The following is a 25,131-nucleotide window of genomic DNA, read 5'->3' as shown; positions in this document are numbered from 1 at the left end:
CGTTGTTTGTCAGGCCCCACTGGCTGCTGCCAGTTGTTGTTTGATTTCGTCCAGTATGGCTGGATCGTCGATGGTTGAGGGTACCTGATAGTCCCGGCCATCGGCAATTTGGCGCATGGTACGGCGCAGTATTTTACCGGAGCGGGTTTTTGGCAGGCGATCCACCACCAACGTCGTTCTGTAACAGCTGATGCCGCCAATTCGGCTGCGCACGTCCTGGCGCAGTTGTTCCGACAGGGCCGCGGGGTCGATATCCTGGCCATCTTTCAGCACCACTAACCCCATGGGCATTTGACCCTTGAGTTCATCGGCCACGCCGATCACGGCACATTCGGCCACCGCTTTGTGAGCGCCGACTATTTCTTCCATTTCACCGGTGGAGAGGCGGTGGCCGGCCACGTTAATGACATCGTCGGCGCGGCCCATCACATATAAATAACCGTCGTCATCTTTGTAGCCTTCGTCACCGGTGACGTAGTAGCCGGGGAATTGCTTCAGGTAACCGGCTTCAAAACGTTGGTGATTGCCCCAGATGGTAGCCAGTGTGCCGGGAGGCAGGGGCAGCTCTATGGCGATAAGCCCCCGGTTGTTGGCGGGCAGCGGCTCGCCGATTTCATCGAGTATGCGCACCTGATAGCCGGGCATGGGCACGGTGGCAGAGCCGGCCTTGGGTTCCAGCAGTTCCAGCCCGGCGGGGTTGCCGGCAATGGCCCAGGCGGTTTCTGTTTGCCACCAATGGTCGAGTATCGGCAGCCCGGTATGTTTGCTGAGCCAATTGTAAGTGGAGGGGTCGAGACGTTCCCCAGCCAGGTATATGCGCTCCAGGCTGCTTAAATCCTGCCCTTGTAGCAACAGCCCTTGTGGGTCTTCCTTGCGTACTGCGCGGAAAGCGGTGGGCGCGGTAAACATGACTTTGACGTTGTGTTCCGCGCATACCCGCCAGAACGCTCCGGCGTCTGGTGTGCGTACCGGTTTGCCTTCAAAAAGAATGGTGGTGCAGCCAGTGAGCAGCGGCGCGTAAACAATGTAGGAGTGGCCGACTACCCAGCCCACGTCGGAAGCGGCCCAGTAGGTATCTCCGGCCTGTACGTCGTAAACGGTTTTCATACTGTAGCGCATGGCCACAGCGTGGCCGCCGTTGTCTCGTACCACTCCTTTGGGTTTGCCGGTGGTGCCGGAGGTATAGAGAATGTACAGCGGATCGCTGCCTGAAACCGCTACCGGGTCTGCCGGTTGCGCGTTGGCCATTAGCTGATGCCAGTCTATATCCCGCGGTGTTTGCATCTCGGCCTGGCATTGCTGCCGTTGCAGCAACACGGTGTGTTCCGGTTTGTGCCCGGCTTCGGCAATGGCTTGATCCACCATGGGTTTGTAGGCAATGACTTTGTCTACTTCAATGCCGCAGGAGGCGGTGATCAGCACTTTGGGCTTGGCGTCGTCGATGCGCACTGCCAATTCGTGGGGCGCAAAACCGCCAAAAACCACTGAGTGCACAGCCCCCAATCGGGCGCAGGCGAGCATGGCAACCGCTGCTTCCGGCACCATGGGCATATAAATTACCACCCGGTCGCCTTTTTCCACTCCCAGTTGGCGCAAGCCACCGGCAAGTGTTGCCACCTGATCGCGCAGTTCTTCATAGGTGAGTGTGTATTGGCTATCGGTTACCGGTGAGTCGTAGATTATGGCGGCCTGCTTACCTCGGCCCTGTTCAATGTGGTAATCCAGGCACAGGTAGCTGGTGTTCAATTCACCATCGCTGTACCAGCGGTAGTAGTCGTTGTTGTCTTTGCTGAGAATGGTTTGCGGCTTGCGATACCACTGAATCAAGTCCGCCTGTTCGCGCCAGAACTGTTCCGGGTTGTCACTGAATTGGCGATAGTGCTGTTGGTAAGGCTGTGTGCTGGCCATGGTTGTCTCTCGATTACCGTTCTAATTATCCATTACTGTAGTAGAGAACTGCGGAGGTAAGAATTCGACATTGGTCGGGTTTTGTTTGAAGGGAGCTGTGGTGGCGACCAGAAGCCGGAGGGGCTTTTCCAGACACGCCGTTAATACGTCCATGTAGGCTTGGATGCGACGTCCCTGTCGCATACAGTCTGGAAAAGCCCCTCCAGCTTCTGATCTTCATGCCGGACATCGCGCCTTTTTGTATTTTTGGTTGGAATGACTGACAAACCTGCTACAGCCTGAGGTGCTGAGGTTTTCAGACCTTTGGCCGCAGGGATAGCGGCCAAGGAGCGTACAGGGATGTATTTACAGCGTGTCTGGAAATCTCAGTACCTCGGGCTGACGCCGCATATAAAATGACTGCCACGTTAAAAAGTAATTTATTTTTTCAAAAAATACTTCAACGGCAATTGGCGTTGATCGCAGATATAACTCACTTGCGCCAAAAATAATTCCGCCGTAGCCAGGGCATCTGCCAGGGCGTTGTGGGCGTTGTAGCTGGGCAGGTTGTAGCGCTCCCGGCAATTGAACAGGCGCAGGCCATCCTGGGGCAGTTGTTCCATCTGGCCGTTACCGGCCAGGCGTTTTTTTTCAATCTCCAACGTGTCAACAAGCTGTGCCAGCAGTGGCACGTTAAACAACTGCTTGCACACTGGCTGGATAAAAGACAGATCAATGGCGCCACTGTGTAAAACCAGTACCCGCCCGCGCAAAGCGTTTAACAAGTGTTTTATGGCGTCGGCAATGGGCAGGGCATTTTTCAATTCGCTGTCGTGTATGCCGTGGATGGTGGCGCTTTGCCCAACGCCCAGATGGCTGTTGACCAGAATATGGTTTGCTTCAGCGAGGATGATTTTGCCGTTAATAACCGGCACAAAGCCAATGCTTAAAATGTGGTCTTTGTTCGCATCCAGACCGGTCATTTCCAAGTCCGCTACCAGGTATTCGGCATCGCGAAAGTCTGCCTTTGGTGATGGTGGCAGAGTGGCCAGATAGCTGCGCATGCAGTTGTCACTGCACTGTTGCAGCAGCTGTTGACGACGGTGATTGTTTAACCAACGGCGTATCATTTATATCCGCTCACTTACATCAATCCACTGGTGAATTCCCTGCGCATTACCGACTGCGCATCCACAATCATTGCAAAGGCATCACGCAGCTGGTGACGTACCAGGCTGGATAAAGAACGGGGGTCGATGTGGTTGTCTGCTGTTTTTCCCTGAGTCAGTAACTCGCCTTGATGTTCCAGTCGAAGGTGGGAAATAAATTCCTGGGCATCCAGCAAATTGCGGGCGCTTTTTAACGACAACACGTTGTTGTCCACGGCGTTGAGCAGCCGTTGCCGAGTGCTGATTTCGCTATCGCCACTGGCCAGTGCGTAGATGCGCGCAAGATCGGTAAGCGGCATGATGCCGCGCAGTTTTACGTCAAAGCGGTTTTTGTGCTCACCGCTGTGTTCCAGTACAAAATTTTTGAAAAACCCCAGAGGCGGAGTCAGTTGCAAAGCGTTGGCGGTGAGCTGGGCCAGAAAAATATTGTTGCTGCGAGCTGCGTTTAATATGCCCTGTTGCAGTTCTTCAAATAAATAATCGGCACCGTACACCGGGCGCATGTCGAAAAAAATACTGGCGTGCATTAATGCCTTGCTGGATGGTTGGTGAATCCACTGCATAAACTCTTTGTGCCATTGCTCCAGTGGCTGCCGCCAGCGCAGGGTGCTGGCCATAATGTCGCCGGGACAGTATTTGTAGCCGCACAGGTTGAGGCCGTCGTTGACGTGGCGGGCCAGTTGCTGAAAGTAAGGGGCATCTTGTTTTTTCAGGTTGTTACTGATTAACAGGCCATTATCCTGGTCGGATACGGCGGTCTGGTCACGGCGCCCCTGGGAACCAAATGCCAGCCACACAAACGGCACTGGTGCAGGTCCCAATTTTTCCGTGGCCTGGGTAATTAACTGGCGGGTGAGGGCGTCGGTGACGGAAGTGAGCAAACGGCCAATTTGTTCGGCGGTGGCGTCTGCCTGTATCAGGTTGCGCAATAGTTCGGGAATGTCCCGCGACACTTTTTGCAGGCCTTCGGCGTCTGTTTGTTTGCCCAACTCACCAATTAAATACACCGGGTCGGATTTTTGCGAACGCACCAGGTCTGTGGCGGTGATCATGCCGATTGGTTTTTTACCGTTACCGCCCACAATGGGCACATGGTGAATGTCTTTCTCGGTCATTAACAAGGTGGCTTCGAATACCAGGCTGTCGGCGCTAATGGTGGCCAGGTTGTGGGTCATAATCTCGTGGACCTGGGTACTGTAATCGCGGTTTTCGGCCAGTACCCTGGCGCGCAGGTCGCGGTCAGTGACCAGACCGCAGAGTTTGTCGTCGTCCACCACCATCACCGCCGAAACCCGTTGTTCTGTCATCCGTTGGGCTACCTGGGCTACGGTTTCGGTGTGGTGTGCCACTACAGGTTCGCGGCCAATCAGTTCGGATAATCGCTGGGTTAAGTGGAAGCTGTTGTCACGTACTCGCAGGGCGCCGCGCAGGCGCTTGGCGTGGGCCTGGTTAAAAAAGCGGTCGAAGGGGCGGTTGCTGGCGCGCAGTCTGGCGAATATGTCTTCATTCAGCAGGTACACCAAACCATCTTCCAGAGCGTGAACGTGGTTGGTGATGGCGTGGCCGGTCAGCAGGGAAGGAAAGCCAAAGTAGCCGCCGGGTTCGGCTCGGTCCAGCAGTTCATCGTTTTCATTGCGAATTTCAAAGGCACCACTGCGCACTATGTACAAGCGGGGTGTTTCCTGGGCGGTGAGGTTGAGATCGCTGCCTTTGCGGTAGTAATCAATCTGGATATTGCAGGCGGCCATTGTCACCAGGTCATCCGGCAATTGATCGAATGGCGGGCAGGTTTGAATAAAATCCCGTACTGCCTGAATTTCTACGCTGATGGTCATTGGGCTTCCTCACTTTTTCCCACCACAACTGTCTCTCCTGTGGGCTGTTTGTGCCATTACACAAACGTCTAATAGCAGCGCTTTTTGTCATTAGCTATAAGTCTATTTTGCGACCTTGGTCGTATGGTTGGTGGCAGGCAATTCCCTTACATATAGCGGCACTCAAAAGAACTGCGAGGGGAAGTAATGAAAACCAACAACAAGAAGAAAATACTAATTTCAGCACTGGCGGCGCCAATGGTACTGTGCTCTGCCACTGCACTGGGTGACGATAACAGTCAATTGTTGGAAAAACTTAAATTACTTGAACAAGAATTGAGCGCGGTCAAGTCCGCATTGGCGAAACAGGGCGAAGAACAGAAAAAACAGGCTGCGGCTGTGCAAGCGGCAGTGGCAAAAAGCGAAAACAAAAGTGGCACCAGTTTTAATTACGGGGGCTTTATCAAATCCGACTTTATGTACAGTAACTATTCCGGCGGCGAGCGGGCCAATGCCGGCATCGGTGATGAAATTCTGGTGCCTTCGGTGATTCCGGTTGGCGGCAGCAATGGCGCTTCCCGTTTGGACAGCCATATCAAAACTTCCCGCTTCTGGTTTAAAACCAGCACCGATACCGCCGCCGGAGCCATTGATAGTCATATTGAGCTGGATTTTCTTACCGCCGAAGGCAACGAACGGATTTCCAATTCCGCCGGTGCCCGTGTGCGTCACGCTTACCTGAACTGGCATTACGCCGAAGACGCTTCGTTATTGGTGGGGCAAACCTGGTCTACGTTGATGACCCCCGGTGCATTACCTGAAGCGGTAGATTTTATTGGCCCTACCTCCGGTGTGATTTTCAACCGCCAGTCGCAAATTCGCTGGACTAAAAAGCTGGCCGCTGGCGGCGCAGTAAAAGTGGCTTTGGAAAATCCCTCCAGCAGTGTTCTGGATGCAGGAGGCGGTATTTCTGGTGCCAACTTTGACGACAGCACCCTGCCAGACCTGGTGGTTCGCTATGATGGCAAGGCGGGGAACCTGACATACGGTTTGGCGCTGCTGGGCACCGAAGTGGGCTTTGATAATGGTGTGACTTCCGCAGAGGACTTCGGCGTGGGCTTCAGCCTGGCGGGCAAATACCTGTTTGCTAATGGCGACGACCTGAAATTCCAGTTTAATCATGGTCCGCTGGGGCGCTTCCTGGCGCTGCAACCATTCCGCGCGGCGGCATCAGAAACTGGTGGCGATATATCTACCATCGACCAAACCGGAGGCTACGTGGCTTATCGTCACAAGTGGAACGACAAACTACGCAGCACCTTTATGTATGCCATGGCGGATACCGATATTCCCGCCGGGGCCTCGCTAGCCAATACCGAATCGGTGTCCAACTACAACGTGAATCTGATTTACTCGCCCACGCCGAAATTGTCGTTTGGTGTTGAGTACATCGATGCAGAGAGAGAGTTGGCCAATGGCCAGAGTGGTGACTTAAAGCGCTTACAATTTATGGGTAAGTACGCGTTTTAAACGAACGTCATTCCCGCGCAGGGATGACGATGTAGAGTATTACGAAACAACAAAAGCAACGATAGTGAGGTAGTTATGAGCTTGGTAACGAGTGAAAAATCCAAGGCTTACTGGAAAGAGAATTTGCGGTTGATGCTGATTCTTTTGGCCGTGTGGTTCGTGGTTTCCTACGGCTTCGGCATTCTGTTGGTGGATGCTTTGAATACCATTCCCCTGGCGGGCTTCAAGCTCGGTTTCTGGTTTGCCCAACAGGGTTCCATGTACGTATTTGTGGCACTGATTTTTGTCTACATCCGCGCTATGAAAAAGCTCGATCGCAAATACGATCTTCACGAAGACGACGACTAAGTAGGGGGCAACAATGAGTATTCAAGTTTGGACGTATCTGCTGATCGGTTTGTCGTTTGCGTTGTACATTGGCATTGCCATTCGCGCTCGCGCCGGTTCCACCAAAGAATTTTACGTGGCTGGTGGCGGCGTTCCCGCGGTGGCCAACGGTATGGCCACTGCAGCGGACTGGATGTCGGCGGCTTCATTTATTTCTCTGGCGGGAATTATTTCCTTCCTGGGTTATGACGCTTCCGTTTACCTGATGGGCTGGACCGGCGGCTATGTATTGCTTGCACTGTGCCTGGCACCTTACCTGCGCAAGTTCGGCAAATTTACCGTGCCGGACTTTATTGGCGACCGCTATTATTCCCAGCTGGCGCGCACGGTAGCGGTTATCTGTGCCATCTTTATTTGCTTTACCTACATTGCCGGGCAAATGCGCGGCGTGGGTGTGGTGTTTTCCCGCTTCCTGGAAGTGGAAGTCACCTGGGGTGTGATCATTGGTGGTGTGATCGTGTTTTTCTACGCCGTACTCGGCGGTATGAAGGGCATCACCTACACACAGGTGGCGCAGTACTGTGTGCTGATTTTTGCCTATATGGTACCGGCGATTTTTATCTCCCTGCTGATGACGGGCAACCCCGTGCCACAGTTGGGTTTCGGTAGCGAGTTGGCGGATGGCTCCGGAGTGTCGTTACTGGACAAGCTCGACGGCTTGTCGAAAGAGTTGGGCTTTACCGCTTATACGGATGGCAAGAAAAGCACTATTGATGTGTTCTTTATTACCGCCGCGCTGATGGTCGGCACCGCCGGTTTGCCCCATGTGATTGTGCGCTTCTTTACGGTGGCGAAAGTTCACGATGCCCGCCGCTCTGCCGGTTGGGCGCTGCTGTTTATCGCCATTCTGTACACCACTGCACCGGCCGTTGCCAGCTTTGCACGGGTGAACATGATCGAAACCATTAACGGCACCGACGGCGCTGGTACCTTGCAGGAGGAGTCTCCTCAATGGGTGACCAATTGGCAGGAAACCGGATTGATCAAGTGGGAAGATAAAAACCAGGATGGGCGTATGTTCTATTCCGGCGATGAGCGCAACGAAATGAAAATCGACCGCGACATCATGGTACTGGCCAACCCGGAAATCGCTCAACTGCCCAACTGGGTGATAGCGCTGGTGGCTGCCGGTGGCATTGCTGCGGCGTTGTCCACATCGGCAGGGTTGTTGTTGGTGATCTCTACGTCCGTTTCCCACGACCTGTTAAAACGCAATTTAATGCCCAATATCAGCGATCGCCAGGAGTTGGGTTACGCCCGTATTGCCGCTGCGGTGGCGCTGGCTGCGGCTTCTTATCTGGGGATTAATCCGCCGGATTACGTGGCATCGGTGGTGGCGTTCGCGTTCGGTTTGGCGGCGGCCAGTTTCTTCCCGGCCATTATTCTGGGGATATTCTCCAAACGCATGAACAAGGAAGGAGCGATTGCAGGCATGTTGACCGGTATTATTTTTACCGCCGCCTACATCATCTACTTCAAGTTTGTGCACCCGGAACTGAACAGCGCCGAGCACTGGTGGTTTGGTATTTCCCCAGAGGGCATTGGCACCCTGGGTATGTTGCTGAACTTTGTGGTTGCCCTGGTGGTTCAACGCTTTACCGCCAAGACCCCGGACGAGATTGGCGAACTGGTGGAAAGCCTGCGTTACCCGAAAGGAGCGGGTGAGGCTCATGTGCACTGATCCATAAATACCGTTATCAACTATTACCTACCTGTTTGGCCGCCCTTGTTTGAATTCATGGGGCGGCCTTTTTTTACTTGCCGGATAGGAGGGTTGCTCCACGTCAATAACAAAAAAATGCTGGATGGTAGGATGTTCGACCAATGTCGGATTTTGCGCGGCTGCAAAATCTGACATTTTGTCAGCAAGGTGGGTAGATAGGCGTTTTAAAAGCGCACAAAAATAATACGTGACAACACAATCGTTCTTACTGCTATTGGCGCTGAGTTACATGGTGCTGCTGGTGTCCATCGCCTGGTGGGCAGAGCGTCGTACCGGCTGGTTTTCCCGGCTGCATCCTTATATCTACAGTCTTACCTTGGCAGTGTACTGCAGTTCCTGGACCTATTTTGGCGCGGTGGGCACTGCTGCTCAGCACACCTGGGAATACATGCCCATCTACCTGGCACCAGCGCTGTTGTTTGTGTTTGGTATGGGCTTTTTGCAAAAACTGGTATGGACCGGTGCGCGCCATAAGACCACCTCCATCGCAGATTTTATCGGCACTCGTTATGGCAAACGGCAGATTCTGGCAGGTTGTGTTGCCCTGGTGGCGGTTATCGGTTCTCTGCCCTATATCGCTTTGCAATTGAAAGCGGTGTCGCTGGCCATGGATACCCTGGGCACGCCCATAGACAGCGATGCCATTGCCGGTTACGAATTCGACAGTGTGATGATGGTGGCACTGTTGCTGGCGTTGTTCTCCATGATTTTTGGCACTCGCCACGTTGAGGGCCGGGAGCGCAACCGCGGCATGATGTCGGCGCTGGCGTTCGAATCAGTGGTGAAACTGTTTGCCCTGTTGGCGGTTGCCGGTCTTGCCCTGATGATCGCTTTTGATGTGAACAGCAACCCGGCCGGCATACAGGCCATCGTCGAGAGCAATTATTCAGCCTGGGCAGACACACCCTTTAACAGCCGTTACGTCACCATGGGTTTGCTGGCACTGCTGGCGATTATCTGCCTGCCCAGACAGTTTCATGTGATGGTGGTGGAATACCAGGATCGCCGCGATCTGACAAAATCCCGCTGGCTGTTTCCGCTGTATCTGTTGTTGATTATGTTGGTGGTATTGCCCATTACTTTTGTGGCGCAACATTACTTTTTGGGCAGTGATGTATCGGCAGAAACCTTTGTATTGCGTTTGCCTATGGACAGCGGCTTCCCGCTGTTGAGCCAGCTGGCATTTATCGGTGGTTTCTCCGCCGCCAGTGGCATGGTGATTGTTGCGGTTGTCACCCTGTCGGTGATGATTTCCAACGAAATTCTGGTGCCATTGCTGCTGCGCTGGTGCAGCCGCTGGTTCCGCCCTGAAAGCCTGGGCCGCAATCTGCGCTGGATTCGGCGTATCTGCATTCTCGCCATGATGTGGGGCGGCTGGGCAGTCAACCAGTTGATTATTCGCAACGAAAGCCTGGCGGGAATCGGCCTGGTGTCTTTCGCCTGTTTTGCCCAGCTGGCCCCGGCATTGGTGGCAGGTATTTACTGGCGTCGCATTCACGCCCGCGGAATTTATGTGGGGCTGGTGGTGGGTTTACTGGCCTGGTTTTACTGTTTGTTGTGGCCGCTGTTGCTGGCGGATAACAGCCCCATACTCAGTGACGGCCCCGCCGGAATCAGTTGGTTGCGTCCTCAGGCGTTGCTTGGCGTGGACTTCCTTGACCCGCTCAGTCACGGGGTACTGTGGAGTCTGTTGCCCAATATGTTGTTTATGGTGCTGGTGTCTTATGGCAGCAGGCCTGGCGAGCAGGATATTACCCAGGCAGATGCTTTTGTAGGGCTGGATTTTCAGCCTGGACAATCACAGCAACCGCTGGCGTTGTCCAGTATTCAAACCGGCAGGCTACGCCTGGTGATTGACCCGTTTCTCAGCGCTGAGCAGCGACATCAGTTGTGGCGCGATTGCGAGGAACAGGCGCGCCAGCGATTGCTGGACGACGACTGGGCGCCGGAGTTTGTGGTTAATCGGGTGGAGCAATCACTGGCGGGGTTTATTGGCGCCGCTTCCGCACGCAGCACCATCAAACGCCTGGCCAGTGCCAAACAGCTGCAATTGCGTGATATTGCCGCGCTGGTTGGTGGCGCTTCGCAACAGTTGCAATTCAGCCGTGAACTGTTGCAGACAACGGTGGAAACTGTCACCCAGGGCATTATGGTAGTGGACAGCGAATTGCGAGTGGTTGCCTGGAACCACCGCTATCAGGAGTTATTTGATTACCCACCTCGCTTGCTCTACGTGGGCTGCCCCATTCGCGAGGTATATCGCTACAACGCCGAGCGGGGGCTACTCGGAAACGGCGGTAACACTCCGGCAGAAATCGACAAGCGCCTGGAACAGCTGCGCGCTGGATCCACGCATCGCTCAGAGCGCACTCTGCCCAGTGGCATTACCTTGCAGGTGGTGGGTAACCCCATGCCCAACGGGGGGTACGTAACCACCTATACAGACATCAGTGATTATCAGCTGGTATTAAACGAGCTGGAAAAAGCCAAGGAAAACCTGGAAGAACGCATTGCCGAGCGCACCCTCGAACTGCATCAGGTGCACGTCAGCAAAACCCGTTTTATGCAGGCCACTTGCCACGACCTGTTACAGCCCATCAGTTCCGCACGCCTGTTTCTGGACGTGTTCAAAAATCAGCCGGACAAAACCGATTCTGGAGAAGTTGAACAACAGTTGGGTTATATCGACAAATCGCTCACCGCTGCTGAAAATTTAATTGCCGCGCTGCGGGAAATATCCCGCCTGGATAGCGGCAAGCTGGTGCCGCAATTTTGCAATTTCAATATTGGTGAGTTGTTGGAAGAACTGGCGGTTGAATTTCGCCTGGTGGCAGAAACCAAAGGCATTGCCCTGCATTCGGTGCCTTGCTCAGTGTGGGTGTGGAGCGACCGGCATTTACTGCGGCGAATACTGCAGAATTTTCTCAGCAACGCCATACATTACACCAGACGCGGGAGGGTGCTGTTGGGTTGCCGTCGGGTGAACCGGCAGCTGCGTGTGGAGGTGTGGGATACCGGGCCGGGGATTGGCAGCGATGCCATGGAAAAAATCTTTGAGGAATTTGAGCGCCTGAGCCCAGGAGCCCGCGGAGTCGATAAAGGGCTCGGCCTGGGGCTGACTATCGCCCGCCGCATGGCCAAGTTATTGCAGCACCGTATTCAAGTGCAATCCGAACCTGGCAATGGTTCGGTTTTCAGTGTTGAACTGAATCGCGGCGAAGTGGGCGAGGGAGCAGTGGATGTGCCTTCGGAGAATCAGCAGGCAGTAAATTTGCAGGGACTCAGAGTGTTCTGCGTGGATAACGAGGAGGATATTCTGCGCGGTATGCAAAGCCTGTTGCAGCAGTGGGGTTGTCAGGTTAGTTGCGCCCAAAACCGCACGGAGGTTGAGCAGCTGGTGGCATTGCAGCAACCCCCCCATGTGTGGCTGTTGGATTATCACCTGGAGCAACGCCTCAACGGTGTCGAACTGCTGTCGCAATTACCGCAGCCCTATAGTGATGTGCCGGTGATTGTTATCAGCGCCGACGCCAGCGAACAAGTGGCCAATAAAGTCACAGCTGCAGGCTATCAGCAGATGTTCAAACCAGTGGATACAAAGCGTCTCGCGGCGATTTTACAAACCATTAAAGGTGACAAAACATGAAAAAAACCATCGTTGCTGACGACCACCCGCTGTTTCGCACGGCCATATCCCAATTATTGAACAACCTGGACAGTGACATAGAAATGCTGCAAGCGGACAGTATGCAGAGTTTGCAAACAACGCTGGCAGAGCACCCGGACGCTACCTTGGTGTTATTGGATTTACATATGCCTGGCGCTCACGGTTTTAGTGCCCTGGCTTACCTGAAAGGCCACCACGAGGGTATTCCTGTGCTGGTGGTGTCTGGCGATGAGCGTCCGGAAGTGGTGCGCCGCGCCATGGAGTTTGGGGCGCGGGGCTTTTTGCCCAAATCGTCCAGCCCTGAACAGATTGCCACCGCTATTGAAACGGTGAATAACGGTCAACAATGGTTGCCTGCGGAGATTGGCCAGGGGTTGGCGCCGGATGAAGACGAAACCCGCATCATGGAGGCCATAGCGACGCTGACGCCACAACAGTACCTGGTACTGACCATGTTGGCAGAAGGGCTGTTCAACAAACAAATTGCCTACGAACTGGATGTCACCGAAGCCACAATCAAGGCGCATATGACGGCGATTTTTCGCAAATTGGGAGTGCGCTCACGCACCCAGGTGGCGCTCGCGGTGGGCAAGTTAAACCTTGACCCACCGGAGGCGTGATTTTTTCAGGATAAGGCGAAAATTGCCCTTAAGAGTGCCATTCTTGAATGCCTCTACTTTATGGGTACGGACTGCGGTTCAGTAGCGTGCTTTGACGTGTTAGCATGCCAATCCTCCGGGTCACAATAAAGATAATTACCATGGAAATTGTTTCTGGAACCCTGAATGGCCACGCTATTGCGTCAATGATTTTGACCGCATTTGCGCTGTTTCTGTTTTCCCGTGAACGTATTCCCCTGGAAACTTCCAGTTTGTTTGTGGTGGTGCTGCTTACCATCGGCTTTACCCTGTTTCCCTACACCAGCGCCGAGGGCGTTGCCCTTAGCCCCACCAGTTTTTTCTCCGGTTTTGGCCACCAGGCATTGATTGCGGTCTGTGCGCTGATGATTGTGGGCCATGGCCTTGTGCGCACCGGTGCGCTGGAGCCAGTAGGCCGGGTATTGGCCAAGTTGTGGGGCTACAGCCCGTTCCTGTCGCTGTTTGTGGCCCTGGTGGTGGCAGCGCTGCTGAGTGCGTTTGTGAACAACACGCCCATTGTGGTGCTGCTGTTACCCATTCTGGTAACGGTGGCCAGTCGCACCAAAACGTCGGTATCCGGCACCCTGATGCCCATCAGCTTTGCCACCATTCTGGGCGGCATGCTCACCACCATCGGCACCTCCACCAACCTGTTGGTGGTGAGCGTGGCAGCGGATTTGGGGCTGGAGCAAATCGGCATGTTCGATTTCTTTGTCCCCGGCCTGGTGATGATGGGGGTAGGGGTGTTGTACCTGTGGCTGATTGCCCCGCGCCTGTTGCCCACTCGCGGTGCACTGGTGGACGACGATTCGCCGCGCATTTTTACGGCTCATATTTATATCCCTGAAGACAGCCACTGTGTGGATTGCACGGTGCGCGAGATTATTGAGAAAACCGACGGCAATATTCAGATTACCCGTATACGCCGCAGCAAACAGAACTATGTATTCCCGCTGCCGGATGCCACGGTGCGGGCAGGGGATCGCCTGCTGGTTCGGGATACCCCCAGCAAACTGAAAGAGTACGAATCCCTGCTCAGTGGCAAACTGTTTTCCTCGGGCAAGGTGGTGGATGAGGAAAACCCCCTTACCGCCCCGGATCAACATATGGCGGAGCTGGTGGTGGATCGCGGCTCGCCACTGGTGCGCCGCACCCTTAACGAGATTCGCTTTTTGCACAGTTATCAGGTGGCGGTAATCGCCATTCACCGCAAGGGCCGGGTGCTGGAAGAAATGCCCTATGGCATTGCCAAGGTGAAATTGCGCCTGGGGGATGTGTTGTTGATTCAAGGCCCTGGCGAGAACATTGAAGATATCCGCCGCAGCGGCCAATTGCTGGTGCTGGATGCCACCACCGAATTGCCCCATTCCCATCGTGCCCACCGGGCGTTGTGGGTGATGGCTGCGGTGATTGTGGTGGCGGCGCTGGGGATTTTGCCCATCGCCATCAGTGCGGTCTGTGGCGCGCTGTTGATGATGTTTACCAATTGCCTGACCTGGCGGGATGTGCAGCGGGCCTTGAGTGCGCAAGTGGTGCTGATCGTGGTGGCCAGCTTGGCCTTGGGTAATGCCCTGATATCCACGGGGGCAACAGATTGGCTGGCCTCCGGGTTTGTCAAAGTTGCCGCTTATTTACCCATCCACGGTCTGTTTGCCGGCCTGGTGCTGTTAATGGCGATACTCACCAATGTGGTCTCCAACAACGCCGCTGCAGTTATTGGTACCCCCATCGCCATCAGCATTGCCCAGCAGCTGGGACTGCCCCCGGAAGCCTTTGTGCTGGCGGTGTTGTTTGGCGCCAACATGAGCTTCGCCACGCCCATGGCTTACCAGACCAATTTGCTGGTGATGAACACCGGTAGTTACAGCTTTATGGACTTTGTGCGCGTTGGTGTGCCTTTAACCGTGATTTTGTGGCTCACCATTAGTTGGTTGTTGCCGCAGATGTATGGCTTTTAGGTAACTGTCATCGCGAGCGCAGCGCGGCGATCTCCATCCACAGCGCGCCTGCCTAAAGCACTCCAAAGTCACGAGATTGCCGCGCCACTTCGTGGCTCGCAATGACCGTAAATCGCTACCCCAATTTGATTGCCTGTTTTGTGACCATTTTGTTGCATAGCCGGGTTTGAGCCCGGATAATAACGCCCACTTTTTTCACCGCAATGGCAGGACATGACCGTGACCGACCCAAGACCCCAACCCGCCGACTTCTTCGCTGACTGGAAAGAGCGTGAAGCACTGGCAGAAGCGATGATTCCCATCATTGGCAAGCTCAACCGTGAGCGCAATGTGGGGATTTACCTTTACGATCGCACCCTGGTGAACCAGTCTGTGATCGATATCATGAAGGCCCACCGCCGGGTGCGCCAGGTTGAGCACAACGAGGTTTCTGAGTTTGAAACCTACCCCATGCTGCAAGCGCTGCTGAACCTCAATTTGGGTCACGCCCATATCGACCTGGGTAAGCTCACCTCCAAGCACATGGATCAGGGTAACGGTCAGTCGCCGGAAGAATTCCTACGGGTAGAGCTGGCGGATGCCCTGAATAGCGATTCCAAGCCACTGCCTCAACCTCAGGATGTCGTGCTGTACGGTTTTGGCCGTATTGGTCGCTTGATGGCGCGCCTGCTGGTTGAGAAAGCCGGTGGTGGTGATGTGATGCGTTTGCGGGCTATTGTGGTACGCCGCGGCAAGGCCAAGAACGACCTGGTAAAACGCGCCAGCCTGCTGCGCCGGGATTCGGTGCACGGCACCTTCCACGGCACCATTCGCATCGACGAAGAAAACGAAGTGCTGGTGTGTAACGGCAACCCCATCAAGATTATCTATGCCAACAACCCGTCAGAAGTGGACTACACCGAATACGGTATCAATAACGCCATTGTGGTGGACAACACCGGTGTGTGGCGCGATGAAGCGGGCTTGGGCCAGCACCTGGAATGCCCGGGTGTTTCCAAAGTGTTGCTGACGGCACCGGGCAAGGGTAGCCTGAAAAATGTGGTGTACGGCATCAACCACAAAGATATTCTGCCGGAAGACAAAATCATCTCTGCCGCGTCCTGTACCACCAACGCCATTACCCCGGTGTTGAAAGCGGTGATGGACAAGTACGGCGTTGAACACGGCCATGTAGAAACCGTACACGCCTTTACCAACGACCAGAACCTGATCGATAACTACCACAGTGCCGAGCGCCGTGGCCGCGCCGCGCCACTGAATATGGTGATTACCGAAACCGGTGCTGCCAGCGCGGTTTCCAAGGCACTGCCAGAACTGGAAGGCAAACTCACCGGCAACGCCATTCGCGTACCTACGCCCAATGTGTCTATGGCGATCCTCAATCTGAAGATGGGCAGCGCCAGCAACAAGGACGAGTTTAACGAGTACATGCGTTCCGTGGCGCTGCACTCACCGTTGCAGCAGCAGATCGACTTTACCGAATCTCCGGAAGTGGTATCCAGCGACTTTGTCGGTTCCCGCCACGCCTGTATCTACGATGCCAAGGCCACCATTATCTCCGGTGACAGCGCGGTGCTGTACTGCTGGTACGACAATGAATTTGGCTACAGCTGCCAGGTAGTGCGCTGCTTGGAAGAAATGGCCGGCGTTTCCTGGGATGTGTATCCGAAGGAGGTTTGATAGGGCGTTTTGTCCGATCTGAACCCTTGGAAAACCTCGCTTCGGCGGGGTTTTTTGCTTTTTGTTTCGTGTCGCACGTTACGGGTTGCGGGCAGTTCGCAGCCGAAACCCTAAATCCGCAACCCGAAACACATAACCCGCAACCGATAAGTCTTTGATTTCCTCGGTGCTTCCTGCCCGTTAAGGGTGGTAATAACCCCGACCGATGTCTGGTAATCAAGCGCGCCTGCCTTTATAATTCGGCGCCGTTTGGTCTGTAATTTTCAGGCCGCTGATAATACCTAAAATGCAAATGAATTGGCGTGTTCCGGGGCTCTGACTGAGTGCTACGGAATACCATAAAGTCTTCTTTTTAATACTGCGTGAGTAGGCACCACCTATGAATAAAATCCGTCGCGGATTGGACTTACCTATTGCGGGCGCGCCCGAACAGGTTATTCAGGATGGTCCCGCTGCAGGCTCTGTCGCCGTTATTGGCTTTGATTACCATGGTATGAAACCCACCATGGCGGTCAAAGTGGGGGACAAGGTCAAGCTGGGCCAGGTTCTTTTTACTGACAAGAAAACCCCCGGAGTTAAATACACCGCTCCCGCTGCAGGCACTGTTAGCGCAGTTAACCGTGGCGAGCGCCGTGTGTTGCAGTCGGTGGTGATCGACGTGGAAGGTGACGAGGAAGTCACTTTCCAGCAGTTCGATGTTGCAGAACTCGGTTCTCTGGAGCGGGAAAAGGTTGTCGAGACTCTGGTGGACTCCGGCCAGTGGCAAGCATTGCGCACTCGCCCGTATTCCAAAGTGCCGACACTCGACGCAGTGCCCAGCTCTATCTTTGTAACAGCTATTGACACCAATCCGTTGGCTGCCGATCCGGCCGTTATCATTGCTGATCGCCGTGATGACTTTGTCAATGGTTTGAAGGTGCTGACCAACCTCAGCGGTGGCAAGGTGCACCTGTGCACGGCTGGCGGCGTAGACGTACCGGGTTCAGATATTCCCGGAGTGGAAGCTCACCAGTTTGGTGGCCCACACCCCGCTGGCCTGGCCGGAACTCATATCCACTTTGTGGACCCGGTGGGCGCGGACCATAACAAGTTTGTCTGGACGATTGGCTATCAGGACGTTATTGCCTACGGCGCGCTGTTTGCCACTGGCCGCATCGACACCTGTCGTGTGGTGGCGGTTGCAGGCCCGCAGGTGAACAACCCTGGCCTGGTTCGCACCCGTTTGGGCGCCAATACCGATGAGCTGATCGCTGGCAATGCCAAAGAGGGTGAAAACCGGGTGATTTCCGGTTCTGTGCTGTCCGGCCGTAAGGCGTCCGGCGCATTCACTTACCTGGGCCGTTATCACAATCAGGTGTCGGTGATTGAAGAAGGTGCTATTCGCGAAGTGGTTCGCTACCTGTCTCCCGGTGTCAATCGCCACTCCGCCATGCCTATTTACCTGTCCAGCCTGAGCAAAGGCAAAAAGCTCCACTTTACCGCTAACGTTAATGGTAGTGAGCGCGCCATGGTGCCTCTGGGTCAGTACGAAACAGTGATGCCCCTGGATATTCTGCCCACTCAGTTGCTGCGTGCGCTGATTGTTGGCGATACCGATATGGCGCAAAAACTGGGCTGCCTGGAACTGGACGAGGAAGATCTGGCACTGTGCACTTACGTGTGTGTGGGCAAGTACGAGTACGGCCCCATCCTGCGCAACAATTTAACCCGCATTGAGAAGGAGGGCTGATCGCGATGAGTCTTCGCAATTATCTCGAAAAGATCGAGCCCGACTTCCATAAGGGCGGCAAGCACGAAAAGTGGTTTGCACTGTACGAAGCCATTGACACCATCTGCTTCTCGCCCAAGGCAACCACCAAGAACGCCTCTCACGTGCGCGATGGTGTTGACCTCAAGCGGGTGATGATCACCGTTTGGCTGGCCACTTTCCCGGCCATGTTCTACGGCATGTACAACGTTGGCCACCAGGCCAACCTGTGGCTGTCGACTCTGGCAGATCCTGCAGCGGTTGAAGGCTGGCGTATAGCGGCTACTGCTTCGCTGGCGGGTTTTAGCCCCAACAGCATTTACGACTGCATCATTCACGGTGCCATGTACTTCCTGCCTATTTACGCTGTCGCCTTTATTGTCGGCGGTTTCTGGGAAGTGCTGTTTGCCATGAAGCGCGGTCACGAAGTCAACGAAGGCTTCTTTGTAACTTCTATCCTGTTCGCCCTGTCTTGCCCACCTGACCTGCCCCTGTGGATGGCCGCCATCGGTATTACCTTTGGTGTGGTGATCGGCAAAGAGGTGTTTGGCGGTACCGGCAAAAACTTCCTTAACCCGGCGCTTACCGGCCGTGCCTTCCTGTTCTTTGCTTACCCGGCGTCTATGTCCGGTGATGCGGTATGGGCTACTGGCGCTGCCACTATGGTGGATGGCTTTACTGGCGCTACGGCGCTGTCTATTGCCTACAGCGACGGCATTGCCGTGCTGGAGCAGCAAATCAGCTGGCTGGATGCCTTCTACGGCAATATCCAGGGTTCCATTGGCGAAACCTCTACTCTGGCCATCTTTATCGGCGGCGCCATTTTGCTGGCCATGAGAATTGCCTCCTGGCGCATTATGCTGGGTGTGATGCTGGGTATGATCGGTCTGTCTACGTTGTTGAACGCAGTGGCCGGCGACAGCTCCAACCCGATGATGCATATGCCCTGGTACTGGCACATGGTTGTTGGTGGCTTCGCGTTCGGCATGGTGTTTATGGCCACCGACCCGGTGTCCGCTTCCATGACCGATACCGGCAAAGTTTACTTCGGTATGCTCATCGGTGTGATGGTAGTACTGATTCGTGTACTCAACCCCGCATTCCCTGAGGGCATGATGCTGGCGATTCTGTTCGCCAACCTGTTCGCGCCCCTGATCGACCACTTTGTGGTGGAAAGCAACATCAAACGGAGGCTGGCACGTGGCTAAAGATACGGTAAAACATACGATACTGGTTGCCCTGATACTCTGCCTGGTTTGCTCCGTGGTGGTATCCGGTGCAGCGGTTGGCTTGCGCGATATGCAAAAAGCCAACAAAGAGGAAGACAAGAAGGGCAACATCCTCAAGGCCGCTGGCCTCTATCAGGAAGGTGTGTCCATCGACGAGCAGTTTAAAACTGTGACCGCGAAGGTGGTTGATCTCAGCACTGGCCGCTTTACCGATGCGGTGGATGTGGCCAGCTTCGATCAGCGCAAGGCGTCGAAAGACCCGGCACTGTCGGACAAGCTCTCCGCTGACCAGGACATAGCCAAGATTGGTCGCAAAGAGAAGTACGCCACCGTATATATGGTGGAAGGTGACAACGGCATTGAGAAGATGATTCTGCCCATCAAGGGTTACGCCCTGTGGTCTACCCTGTACGGCTTTGTGGCTTTGGAAGGTGATTTCAATACCGTGGCCGGCCTTGGCTTCTACGAGCACAAGGAAACGCCGGGACTGGGTGGTGAAGTAGATAACCCCAGTTGGAAAGCCCTGTGGGTTGGTAAGCAGATCTACAATGGCGACCAGACGGCGATTTCCGTTATCAAAGGGGCTGTGGACAACAGCAAGCCCGAAGCGCTGTACCAGGTGGACGGCCTCTCCGGCGCCACTCTCACCAGCAAGGGCGTTCACAATCTGATGCAATTCTGGATGGGCGACAGCGGTTTTGCGCCTTTCCTGGCAAACCTGAAAGCAGGGGAGGCCTAAGCTATGTCGAGTAAAACCAAAGACACTTTGTTTGACCCGGTATTCAAGAACAACCCCATTGCCCTGCAGATTCTCGGTATCTGTTCGGCGCTGGCGGTTACCTCCAGCCTGAGCGTTTCTCTGGTGATGTGTGCGGCGCTGACGGCAGTTTGTGCGTTTGCCAACCTGTTCGTGTCCCTGGTGCGCAACCACATTCCTGGCAGCATCCGCATTATTGTGCAGATGACCATCATCGCCTCTCTGGTGATTGTGGTGGATCAGATATTGCAGGCGTTCAGCTACCAGATCAGTAAAACCCTGTCGGTATTTGTGGGCCTGATTATCACCAACTGTATTGTGATGGGTCGCGCCGAAGCCTTTGCCATGAAGAACCCGCCGTTGCCCAGTTTTATCGACGGCATCGGCAATGGCCTAGGTTACAGCTTTATCCTGATCGTGCTGGCGGTAATCCGCGAACTGTTTGGTTCCGGCAAGCTGTTGGGCTACGAGATTTTCGTCACTGTAAACAACGGCGGCTGGTATGTGCCTAACGGCATGATGCTGCTGCCACCGATCGCGTTCTTCCTGATTGGCCTGATTATCTGGGCTATTCGTCAGAAGCACAAAGATCAGGTTGAGGAGCCAGAATTTAAAATGGCCAAGAATTCAGCACCGGCGGAGGTAGCGTAATGGAACAGTATTTGAGTTTGTTCGTTCGCGCGGTGTTTATTGAAAACATGGCGCTGGCGTTCTTCCTGGGGATGTGTACCTTCCTGGCCATCTCCAAAAAAGTACAGGCTGCACTGGGCTTGGGTATCGCCGTTATTGTGGTGCTCACCATTACCGTACCGGTGAACTACCTGATCTATTCTGGTTTGTTGGCCGAAGGGGCGCTGGCCTGGACTGGCATTCCCGGTGCCGAATCCATTGACCTGAGCTTTCTGGGGCTGTTGTCCTACATCGGCGTAATTGCCGCCATTGTTCAGATTATGGAAATGGTGCTGGATAAGTACATGCCTGCGTTGTACAACGCCTTGGGTGTGTTCCTGCCGCTGATTACGGTGAATTGCGCCATTATGGGTGCCTCGCTGTTTATGGTTGAGCGGGATTATGACTTCGGCGAGTCTGTGGTGTTTGGCTTGGGCTCCGGCGTTGGCTGGGCACTGGCCATTGTTGCCCTGGCGGGTATCCGCGAGAAAATGAAGTACAGCGATGTCCCCGATGGCCTGCGTGGCCTGGGCATTACCTTTATCACCGTTGGCTTGATGTCGTTGGGCTTTATGTCCTTCGGCGGCATCGACCTGTAAGCGATAGGAGTAGATTGCACTATGGAAAATATGACTATCGTTATCGGCGTGGCTATGTTCACGATCATCGTGCTGGCGCTGGTGGCGTTTATTCTCAGCGCCCGTTCCAAGCTGGTTTCCAGTGGTGACGTGGCTATCGACATCAACGGCGAGAAAACCATTCATGTTGCCGCTGGCGACAAATTGCTGCAAACCCTGGCGGAAGCCGGCCTGTTCCTGCCCTCTGCCTGTGGCGGCGGCGGCAGCTGTGCCCAGTGTCGCTGCGTCGTGCAATCCGGTGGTGGCTCTATTCTGCCCACCGAGGAATCTGCTTTCACTAAACGTGAAGCCAATGAAGGCTGGCGCCTGTCCTGCCAGGTTCCTGTCAAGCAAGACATGAAGATCGAAGTGCCGGAAGAAGTGTTCGGCGTCAAGCAGTGGGAGTGCACGGTGGAATCCAACCCCAACGTGGCCACCTTTATTAAAGAGCTGACCCTGAAACTGCCTGAGGGAGAGAACGTAGACTTCCGCGCTGGTGGTTACGTGCAGCTGGAGTGCCCGCCCCACCACGTCAAGTACAAAGACTTCGATGTTGAAGAAGAGTACCGCGGCGACTGGGAGCGCTTTGGTTTCTTCGATCTGGAATCCAAAGTGGATGACACCGTGATTCGCGCTTACTCCATGGCGAACTACCCGGAAGAAAAGGGCGTGGTGAAGTTCAATATCCGTATCGCCACACCGCCTCCCGGCTCCAAGGGCATCCCTTGCGGCAAGATGTCTTCCTACGTCTTCAATATGAAGCCTGGGGACAAAGTGCGTGTTTATGGCCCCTTTGGTGAGTTTTTCGCCAAAGACACCGATAACGAGATGGTGTTTATCGGCGGCGGTGCCGGTATGGCGCCCATGCGCTCGCACATCTTCGACCAGCTCAAGCGCCTCAAGAGCAAGCGCAAGATGAGCTTCTGGTACGGTGCCCGTTCGTTGCGCGAATGCTTCTACGACGACGAATACGACATGCTGCAAGCAGAGAACGACAACTTCGAGTGGCACCTGGCCCTGTCTGACCCGCAACCGGAAGACAACTGGGACGGCCTTACCGGGTTTATCCACAACGTGTTGTACGAGCAATACCTCAAGGACCACGAGGCGCCGGAAGACTGTGAATACTACATGTGTGGGCCGCCCATGATGAACGCCGCCGTGATCAAGATGCTTGAGGATATGGGTGTTGAGCCCGACCACATCTTCCTGGATGACTTTGGTGGTTGATTCTCGCTACTTCGTAGTTAAAAAACAGGGCCTTATGGCCCTGTTTTTTTGGCTGGACGTCGGACGTCGGACGTCGCACGCTTTTGTTTGGCACTCCGTAGGTCGGCCTTTAGGCCGTCAAATAAGGAGCTACGTAGTACAATCCTTTGACGGGCTAAAGCCCGACCTACAGGGTGCTTGGTTTTGGCGTGCGACGTGCGACGTGCGACGTGCGACCACTCTAACAAAGCTCTTTTCTGTCAGCCTCCTAACAGTTTTGCTTACAGCGTTAACCGCCTGCCAGCCCACTCCAAAAATCCACAAATTCGCCGGTGCCACTATGGGCACCACTTATCACGTCACAGTGATTGCGGCTGACTTGCCCGCTGATTTGCCGAAGCAGATTCAGGCCGTGTTGGATCGGGTTAACAGCCTGATGAGCACCTATTCACCAGATTCCCAATTGAGCCAACTGAATGATTTACAGGTGGGTAAAAGTATGGTGTTGGCACCGGAGCTGATGGAAGTTCTGGCCATCAGCCAGGGCATATATCGTGACAGTGAAGGGGCATTTGAGCCAACAGTTGGAACTTTGGTCGAGTTGTGGGGGTTTGGAGCTGCTGAATCTCGCAGCTTGATACCCAATGAAAGCCTGATTACAGAGGCCAAAAGCCGTATTGGCTTTGATAAATTAATCTTGGAAGGCCTGAAAGCCCACAAAACCGCTGATATTCGTATTGACCTCTCCGCTGTGGCCAAGGGCTATGCGGTGGATTTGGTGAGTGAGTTGCTGATCTCCCATAGGTTGAGCAACTTTTTGGTGGAAGTGGGCGGTGAAATGCGCCTCAGCGGTACCAAGGACAACGGTAAATCCTGGCGTATCGGCATCGAAAAACCTACCACAGGCCCTAGAGCTATTCGTATTGGCGTGGACGTTACCGATGCAGCGGTGGCCACTTCTGGGGATTACCGCAACTATTTCGAGCGCGATGGGGTGCGTTATTCCCACACCATCGACCCGCAAACCGGCTACCCGGTCACTCACAAACTGGCGTCGGTGACGGTAATCGCCGATAATTGCGCCCGCGCTGACGCCCTGGCTACGGCGTTTATGGTGATGGGTACCGAGCGCGCCCTGGCCCTGGCGGAAAAGCTGCAACTGCCGGTGTATTTGCTGGTCAAACAAGGTGATGGTTTTGAGGCCCGCCATAGCACCTATTTTGAGCCGTACTTGAATTCTTCGCCGTCATCCTGAGGAGGCGCAGCCGACGTGAGGATCTCAAAGTGTGAAAGTTGTGAGATCCTCACGGTCGCCTTTCTTTATATGGAAAGGCTCCCTCAGGATGACAGTGCTACAGAGACAACCACATGCTGACATTTCTACTCGCCATTGGATTGATTATCCTGCTGATTGCCGGCATGGCCATCGGTGTGATTATGGGCCGCAAACCACTGGCGGGTTCTTGCGGTGGCGTTGGCGCCGCCCTGGGGGAAAAGGATTACGAGTGCGATCTGTGCGGCGGTGACCCGAACAAGTGCGAATCCCTGCAAAATGGTGAGCCGGATACCGCTGATTTGTCCTACGACGCCACGAAAAAACGCCCTTAATGCCCGCAATGCAGCCGCTACTAGCGGCTTGTTTTGTCACAATATAGTCATTGACCCTCTCCCCCTGATAGCTATAATCCCGGCTGGGATTCAGTTTTTACCTTGGTACGTTAAAGGTCGTGTACTCTTTCCACAGATACACATTCGTTAAGCTCCATAGGCAACACCTGTTTTCCATTCCACGCCGGAAGGCAGTAATGTGTAATTTTGAAGGAAAGATCCATGTCTCAAACTACTGGTAAAGTAAAGTGGTTCAATGAATCCAAAGGTTTTGGTTTTATTGAGCAAGAATCTGGCCCCGATGTATTCGTACACTTCAGTGCGATTCAGGGCGACGGCTTTAAAACCCTGGCCGAAGGCCAAGCGGTTAGCTTCAACGTTGTTCAAGGCCAAAAAGGCCCACAAGCAGAGAACGTAAATCCTGAATAAGGTTTACCTGCTGGATAACGAAAAACGGGCACTCCATTGAGTGCCCGTTTTTTTATGTTCGTTCCATAATGCTTAATTGACGGCCTTGGCAGAACCTTTCAACACCGCGTGCAATACCCGGTCGTGCTCAAAGTACACCACGTAGTCGCTGTATTCCCAAGAGGAGATCGGTGGGTCGCCCACCGGGCCATTTTGTTTTTGAGGCTCGCCAAATTTGTCCTGAACTTGCTGCTTGGTCTGGCCGTTGCGGGGTTTTTCAATGTTCTGCTTTTCGGCCCCTTGTTGACCTACGGGAATGCGAACTTCATCGGCGCTGGCGGTGCTGCAAAATAAAGCAGTGCCTGCGATCAGGGAGAGAGTCGTTATTGTTATTTTCATAAGCTTGTCCACCATCGGTTCATCCACTCAACCCT

The 25,131-nt window shown here is 54.4% G+C and carries 20 protein-coding genes; 16 read left to right on the top strand and 4 right to left on the bottom strand.

Annotated elements, in window-relative coordinates; translation table 11 throughout:
• Positions 1–9 precede the first annotated feature (9 nt).
• The 3 genes from QSV34_RS01035 to QSV34_RS01025 all read right to left on the bottom strand — a co-directional run bounded on the left by QSV34_RS01035 (position 10) and on the right by QSV34_RS01025 (position 4,891).
• Positions 10–1,908: a propionyl-CoA synthetase gene (locus QSV34_RS01035; RefSeq protein ID WP_289151215.1), complete on the bottom strand. Its 1,899-nt coding sequence runs from the start codon at positions 1,906–1,908 to the stop codon at positions 10–12.
• Between the two features lie 419 nt (positions 1,909–2,327).
• A complete protein-coding gene (locus QSV34_RS01030; protein ID WP_289151214.1) occupies positions 2,328–3,017 on the bottom strand; it encodes an exonuclease domain-containing protein in 690 nt (229 codons plus the stop codon).
• A gap of 14 nt (positions 3,018–3,031) precedes the next feature.
• The gene (locus tag QSV34_RS01025) at positions 3,032–4,891 is read right to left on the bottom strand and encodes a DUF294 nucleotidyltransferase-like domain-containing protein (RefSeq protein WP_289151213.1); all 1,860 of its coding nucleotides are present in this window, start codon (positions 4,889–4,891) and stop codon (positions 3,032–3,034) included.
• Positions 4,892–5,077: 186 nt separating this feature from the next.
• Here QSV34_RS01025 and QSV34_RS01020 point away from each other — a divergent pair, with 186 nt between their 5' ends.
• The 16 genes from QSV34_RS01020 to QSV34_RS00945 all read left to right on the top strand — a co-directional run bounded on the left by QSV34_RS01020 (position 5,078) and on the right by QSV34_RS00945 (position 24,718).
• Positions 5,078–6,400, top strand: a complete 1,323-nt coding sequence (locus QSV34_RS01020; RefSeq protein ID WP_289151211.1) for a DcaP family trimeric outer membrane transporter — start codon at positions 5,078–5,080, stop codon at positions 6,398–6,400.
• 75 nt (positions 6,401–6,475) lie between these two features.
• Positions 6,476–6,748 carry a DUF4212 domain-containing protein gene (locus tag QSV34_RS01015; RefSeq protein ID WP_289151209.1) on the top strand — a complete coding sequence of 91 codons (273 nt, stop codon included), beginning with the start codon at positions 6,476–6,478 and terminating at the stop codon, positions 6,746–6,748.
• Positions 6,749–6,761: 13 nt separating this feature from the next.
• The gene (locus QSV34_RS01010; protein ID WP_289151207.1) at positions 6,762–8,468 is read left to right on the top strand and encodes a sodium:solute symporter family protein; all 1,707 of its coding nucleotides are present in this window, start codon (positions 6,762–6,764) and stop codon (positions 8,466–8,468) included.
• 229 nt (positions 8,469–8,697) lie between these two features.
• Positions 8,698–12,156 carry a PAS domain-containing hybrid sensor histidine kinase/response regulator gene (locus QSV34_RS01005; RefSeq protein WP_289151205.1) on the top strand — a complete coding sequence of 1,153 codons (3,459 nt, stop codon included), beginning with the start codon at positions 8,698–8,700 and terminating at the stop codon, positions 12,154–12,156.
• Positions 12,153–12,797 carry a response regulator gene (locus tag QSV34_RS01000; protein ID WP_289151203.1) on the top strand — a complete coding sequence of 215 codons (645 nt, stop codon included), beginning with the start codon at positions 12,153–12,155 and terminating at the stop codon, positions 12,795–12,797. Before QSV34_RS01005 ends, QSV34_RS01000 begins: the two co-directional genes overlap by 4 nt.
• A gap of 140 nt (positions 12,798–12,937) precedes the next feature.
• On the top strand, positions 12,938–14,773 hold the full coding sequence (locus QSV34_RS00995; protein WP_289151202.1) for an SLC13 family permease: 1,836 nt from the start codon (positions 12,938–12,940) through the stop codon (positions 14,771–14,773).
• Positions 14,774–14,986: 213 nt separating this feature from the next.
• A complete protein-coding gene (locus tag QSV34_RS00990; protein WP_289151201.1) occupies positions 14,987–16,453 on the top strand; it encodes a glyceraldehyde-3-phosphate dehydrogenase in 1,467 nt (488 codons plus the stop codon).
• Positions 16,454–16,832: 379 nt separating this feature from the next.
• A complete protein-coding gene (locus tag QSV34_RS00985) occupies positions 16,833–18,182 on the top strand; it encodes a Na(+)-translocating NADH-quinone reductase subunit A (protein WP_289151200.1) in 1,350 nt (449 codons plus the stop codon).
• A gap of 5 nt (positions 18,183–18,187) precedes the next feature.
• Complete coding sequence (locus tag QSV34_RS00980; RefSeq protein WP_289151198.1) at positions 18,188–19,408, top strand: NADH:ubiquinone reductase (Na(+)-transporting) subunit B; 1,221 nt, start codon at positions 18,188–18,190, stop codon at positions 19,406–19,408.
• On the top strand, positions 19,401–20,168 hold the full coding sequence (locus tag QSV34_RS00975) for a Na(+)-translocating NADH-quinone reductase subunit C (RefSeq protein WP_289151196.1): 768 nt from the start codon (positions 19,401–19,403) through the stop codon (positions 20,166–20,168). The genes QSV34_RS00980 and QSV34_RS00975 overlap by 8 nt, the downstream gene beginning before the upstream one ends.
• Positions 20,169–20,171: 3 nt before the next feature.
• Complete coding sequence (locus QSV34_RS00970) at positions 20,172–20,837, top strand: NADH:ubiquinone reductase (Na(+)-transporting) subunit D (RefSeq protein WP_289151194.1); 666 nt, start codon at positions 20,172–20,174, stop codon at positions 20,835–20,837.
• The gene (nqrE, locus tag QSV34_RS00965; protein ID WP_289151193.1) at positions 20,837–21,454 is read left to right on the top strand and encodes an NADH:ubiquinone reductase (Na(+)-transporting) subunit E; all 618 of its coding nucleotides are present in this window, start codon (positions 20,837–20,839) and stop codon (positions 21,452–21,454) included. The genes QSV34_RS00970 and nqrE overlap by 1 nt, the downstream gene beginning before the upstream one ends.
• 21 nt (positions 21,455–21,475) lie before the next feature.
• Positions 21,476–22,702, top strand: a complete 1,227-nt coding sequence (nqrF, locus tag QSV34_RS00960; protein ID WP_289151192.1) for an NADH:ubiquinone reductase (Na(+)-transporting) subunit F — start codon at positions 21,476–21,478, stop codon at positions 22,700–22,702.
• Between the two features lie 319 nt (positions 22,703–23,021).
• The gene (locus QSV34_RS00955; protein WP_289151190.1) at positions 23,022–23,936 is read left to right on the top strand and encodes an FAD:protein FMN transferase; all 915 of its coding nucleotides are present in this window, start codon (positions 23,022–23,024) and stop codon (positions 23,934–23,936) included.
• Between the two features lie 113 nt (positions 23,937–24,049).
• Positions 24,050–24,289, top strand: coding sequence for a (Na+)-NQR maturation NqrM (gene nqrM, locus QSV34_RS00950; RefSeq protein ID WP_289151188.1), 240 nt, complete (start codon positions 24,050–24,052; stop codon positions 24,287–24,289).
• A 222-nt stretch (positions 24,290–24,511) separates the two neighbouring features.
• Positions 24,512–24,718, top strand: a complete 207-nt coding sequence (locus tag QSV34_RS00945; RefSeq protein WP_289151186.1) for a cold-shock protein — start codon at positions 24,512–24,514, stop codon at positions 24,716–24,718.
• A 72-nt stretch (positions 24,719–24,790) separates the two neighbouring features.
• Here the strand turns inward: QSV34_RS00945 and QSV34_RS00940 are convergent, their stop codons facing one another.
• A complete protein-coding gene (locus QSV34_RS00940; protein ID WP_289151184.1) occupies positions 24,791–25,096 on the bottom strand; it encodes a hypothetical protein in 306 nt (101 codons plus the stop codon).
• Positions 25,097–25,131: the final 35 nt, after the last annotated feature.

Source organism: Porticoccus sp. W117 (assembly GCF_030341905.1).
Classification (GTDB): Bacteria; Pseudomonadota; Gammaproteobacteria; order Pseudomonadales; family Porticoccaceae; genus SCSIO-12696.
This window is presented reverse-complemented; position numbering and strand designations above follow the sequence as displayed.

What these genes read in the sequence shown, in the direction of transcription:
- QSV34_RS00980 (WP_289151198.1), top strand. Translation starts at nt 18,188, where the DNA reads ATGAGTCTTCGCAATTATCTCGAAAAGATCGAGCCCGACTTCCATAAG.
- QSV34_RS00970 (WP_289151194.1), top strand. Translation starts at nt 20,172, where the DNA reads ATGTCGAGTAAAACCAAAGACACTTTGTTTGACCCGGTATTCAAGAAC.
- QSV34_RS00940 (WP_289151184.1), bottom strand. Translation starts at nt 25,096, where the DNA reads ATGAAAATAACAATAACGACTCTCTCCCTGATCGCAGGCACTGCTTTA.
- QSV34_RS00945 (WP_289151186.1), top strand. Translation starts at nt 24,512, where the DNA reads ATGTCTCAAACTACTGGTAAAGTAAAGTGGTTCAATGAATCCAAAGGT.
- nqrM (WP_289151188.1), top strand. Translation starts at nt 24,050, where the DNA reads ATGCTGACATTTCTACTCGCCATTGGATTGATTATCCTGCTGATTGCC.
- QSV34_RS00995 (WP_289151202.1), top strand. Translation starts at nt 12,938, where the DNA reads ATGGAAATTGTTTCTGGAACCCTGAATGGCCACGCTATTGCGTCAATG.
- QSV34_RS01010 (WP_289151207.1), top strand. Translation starts at nt 6,762, where the DNA reads ATGAGTATTCAAGTTTGGACGTATCTGCTGATCGGTTTGTCGTTTGCG.
- QSV34_RS01035 (WP_289151215.1), bottom strand. Translation starts at nt 1,908, where the DNA reads ATGGCCAGCACACAGCCTTACCAACAGCACTATCGCCAATTCAGTGAC.
- QSV34_RS01015 (WP_289151209.1), top strand. Translation starts at nt 6,476, where the DNA reads ATGAGCTTGGTAACGAGTGAAAAATCCAAGGCTTACTGGAAAGAGAAT.
- nqrF (WP_289151192.1), top strand. Translation starts at nt 21,476, where the DNA reads ATGGAAAATATGACTATCGTTATCGGCGTGGCTATGTTCACGATCATC.
- QSV34_RS01020 (WP_289151211.1), top strand. Translation starts at nt 5,078, where the DNA reads ATGAAAACCAACAACAAGAAGAAAATACTAATTTCAGCACTGGCGGCG.
- QSV34_RS00990 (WP_289151201.1), top strand. Translation starts at nt 14,987, where the DNA reads ATGACCGTGACCGACCCAAGACCCCAACCCGCCGACTTCTTCGCTGAC.
- QSV34_RS01030 (WP_289151214.1), bottom strand. Translation starts at nt 3,017, where the DNA reads ATGATACGCCGTTGGTTAAACAATCACCGTCGTCAACAGCTGCTGCAA.
- QSV34_RS00955 (WP_289151190.1), top strand. Translation starts at nt 23,022, where the DNA reads ATGGGCACCACTTATCACGTCACAGTGATTGCGGCTGACTTGCCCGCT.
- QSV34_RS01025 (WP_289151213.1), bottom strand. Translation starts at nt 4,891, where the DNA reads ATGACCATCAGCGTAGAAATTCAGGCAGTACGGGATTTTATTCAAACC.
- QSV34_RS01000 (WP_289151203.1), top strand. Translation starts at nt 12,153, where the DNA reads ATGAAAAAAACCATCGTTGCTGACGACCACCCGCTGTTTCGCACGGCC.
- QSV34_RS00985 (WP_289151200.1), top strand. Translation starts at nt 16,833, where the DNA reads ATGAATAAAATCCGTCGCGGATTGGACTTACCTATTGCGGGCGCGCCC.
- nqrE (WP_289151193.1), top strand. Translation starts at nt 20,837, where the DNA reads ATGGAACAGTATTTGAGTTTGTTCGTTCGCGCGGTGTTTATTGAAAAC.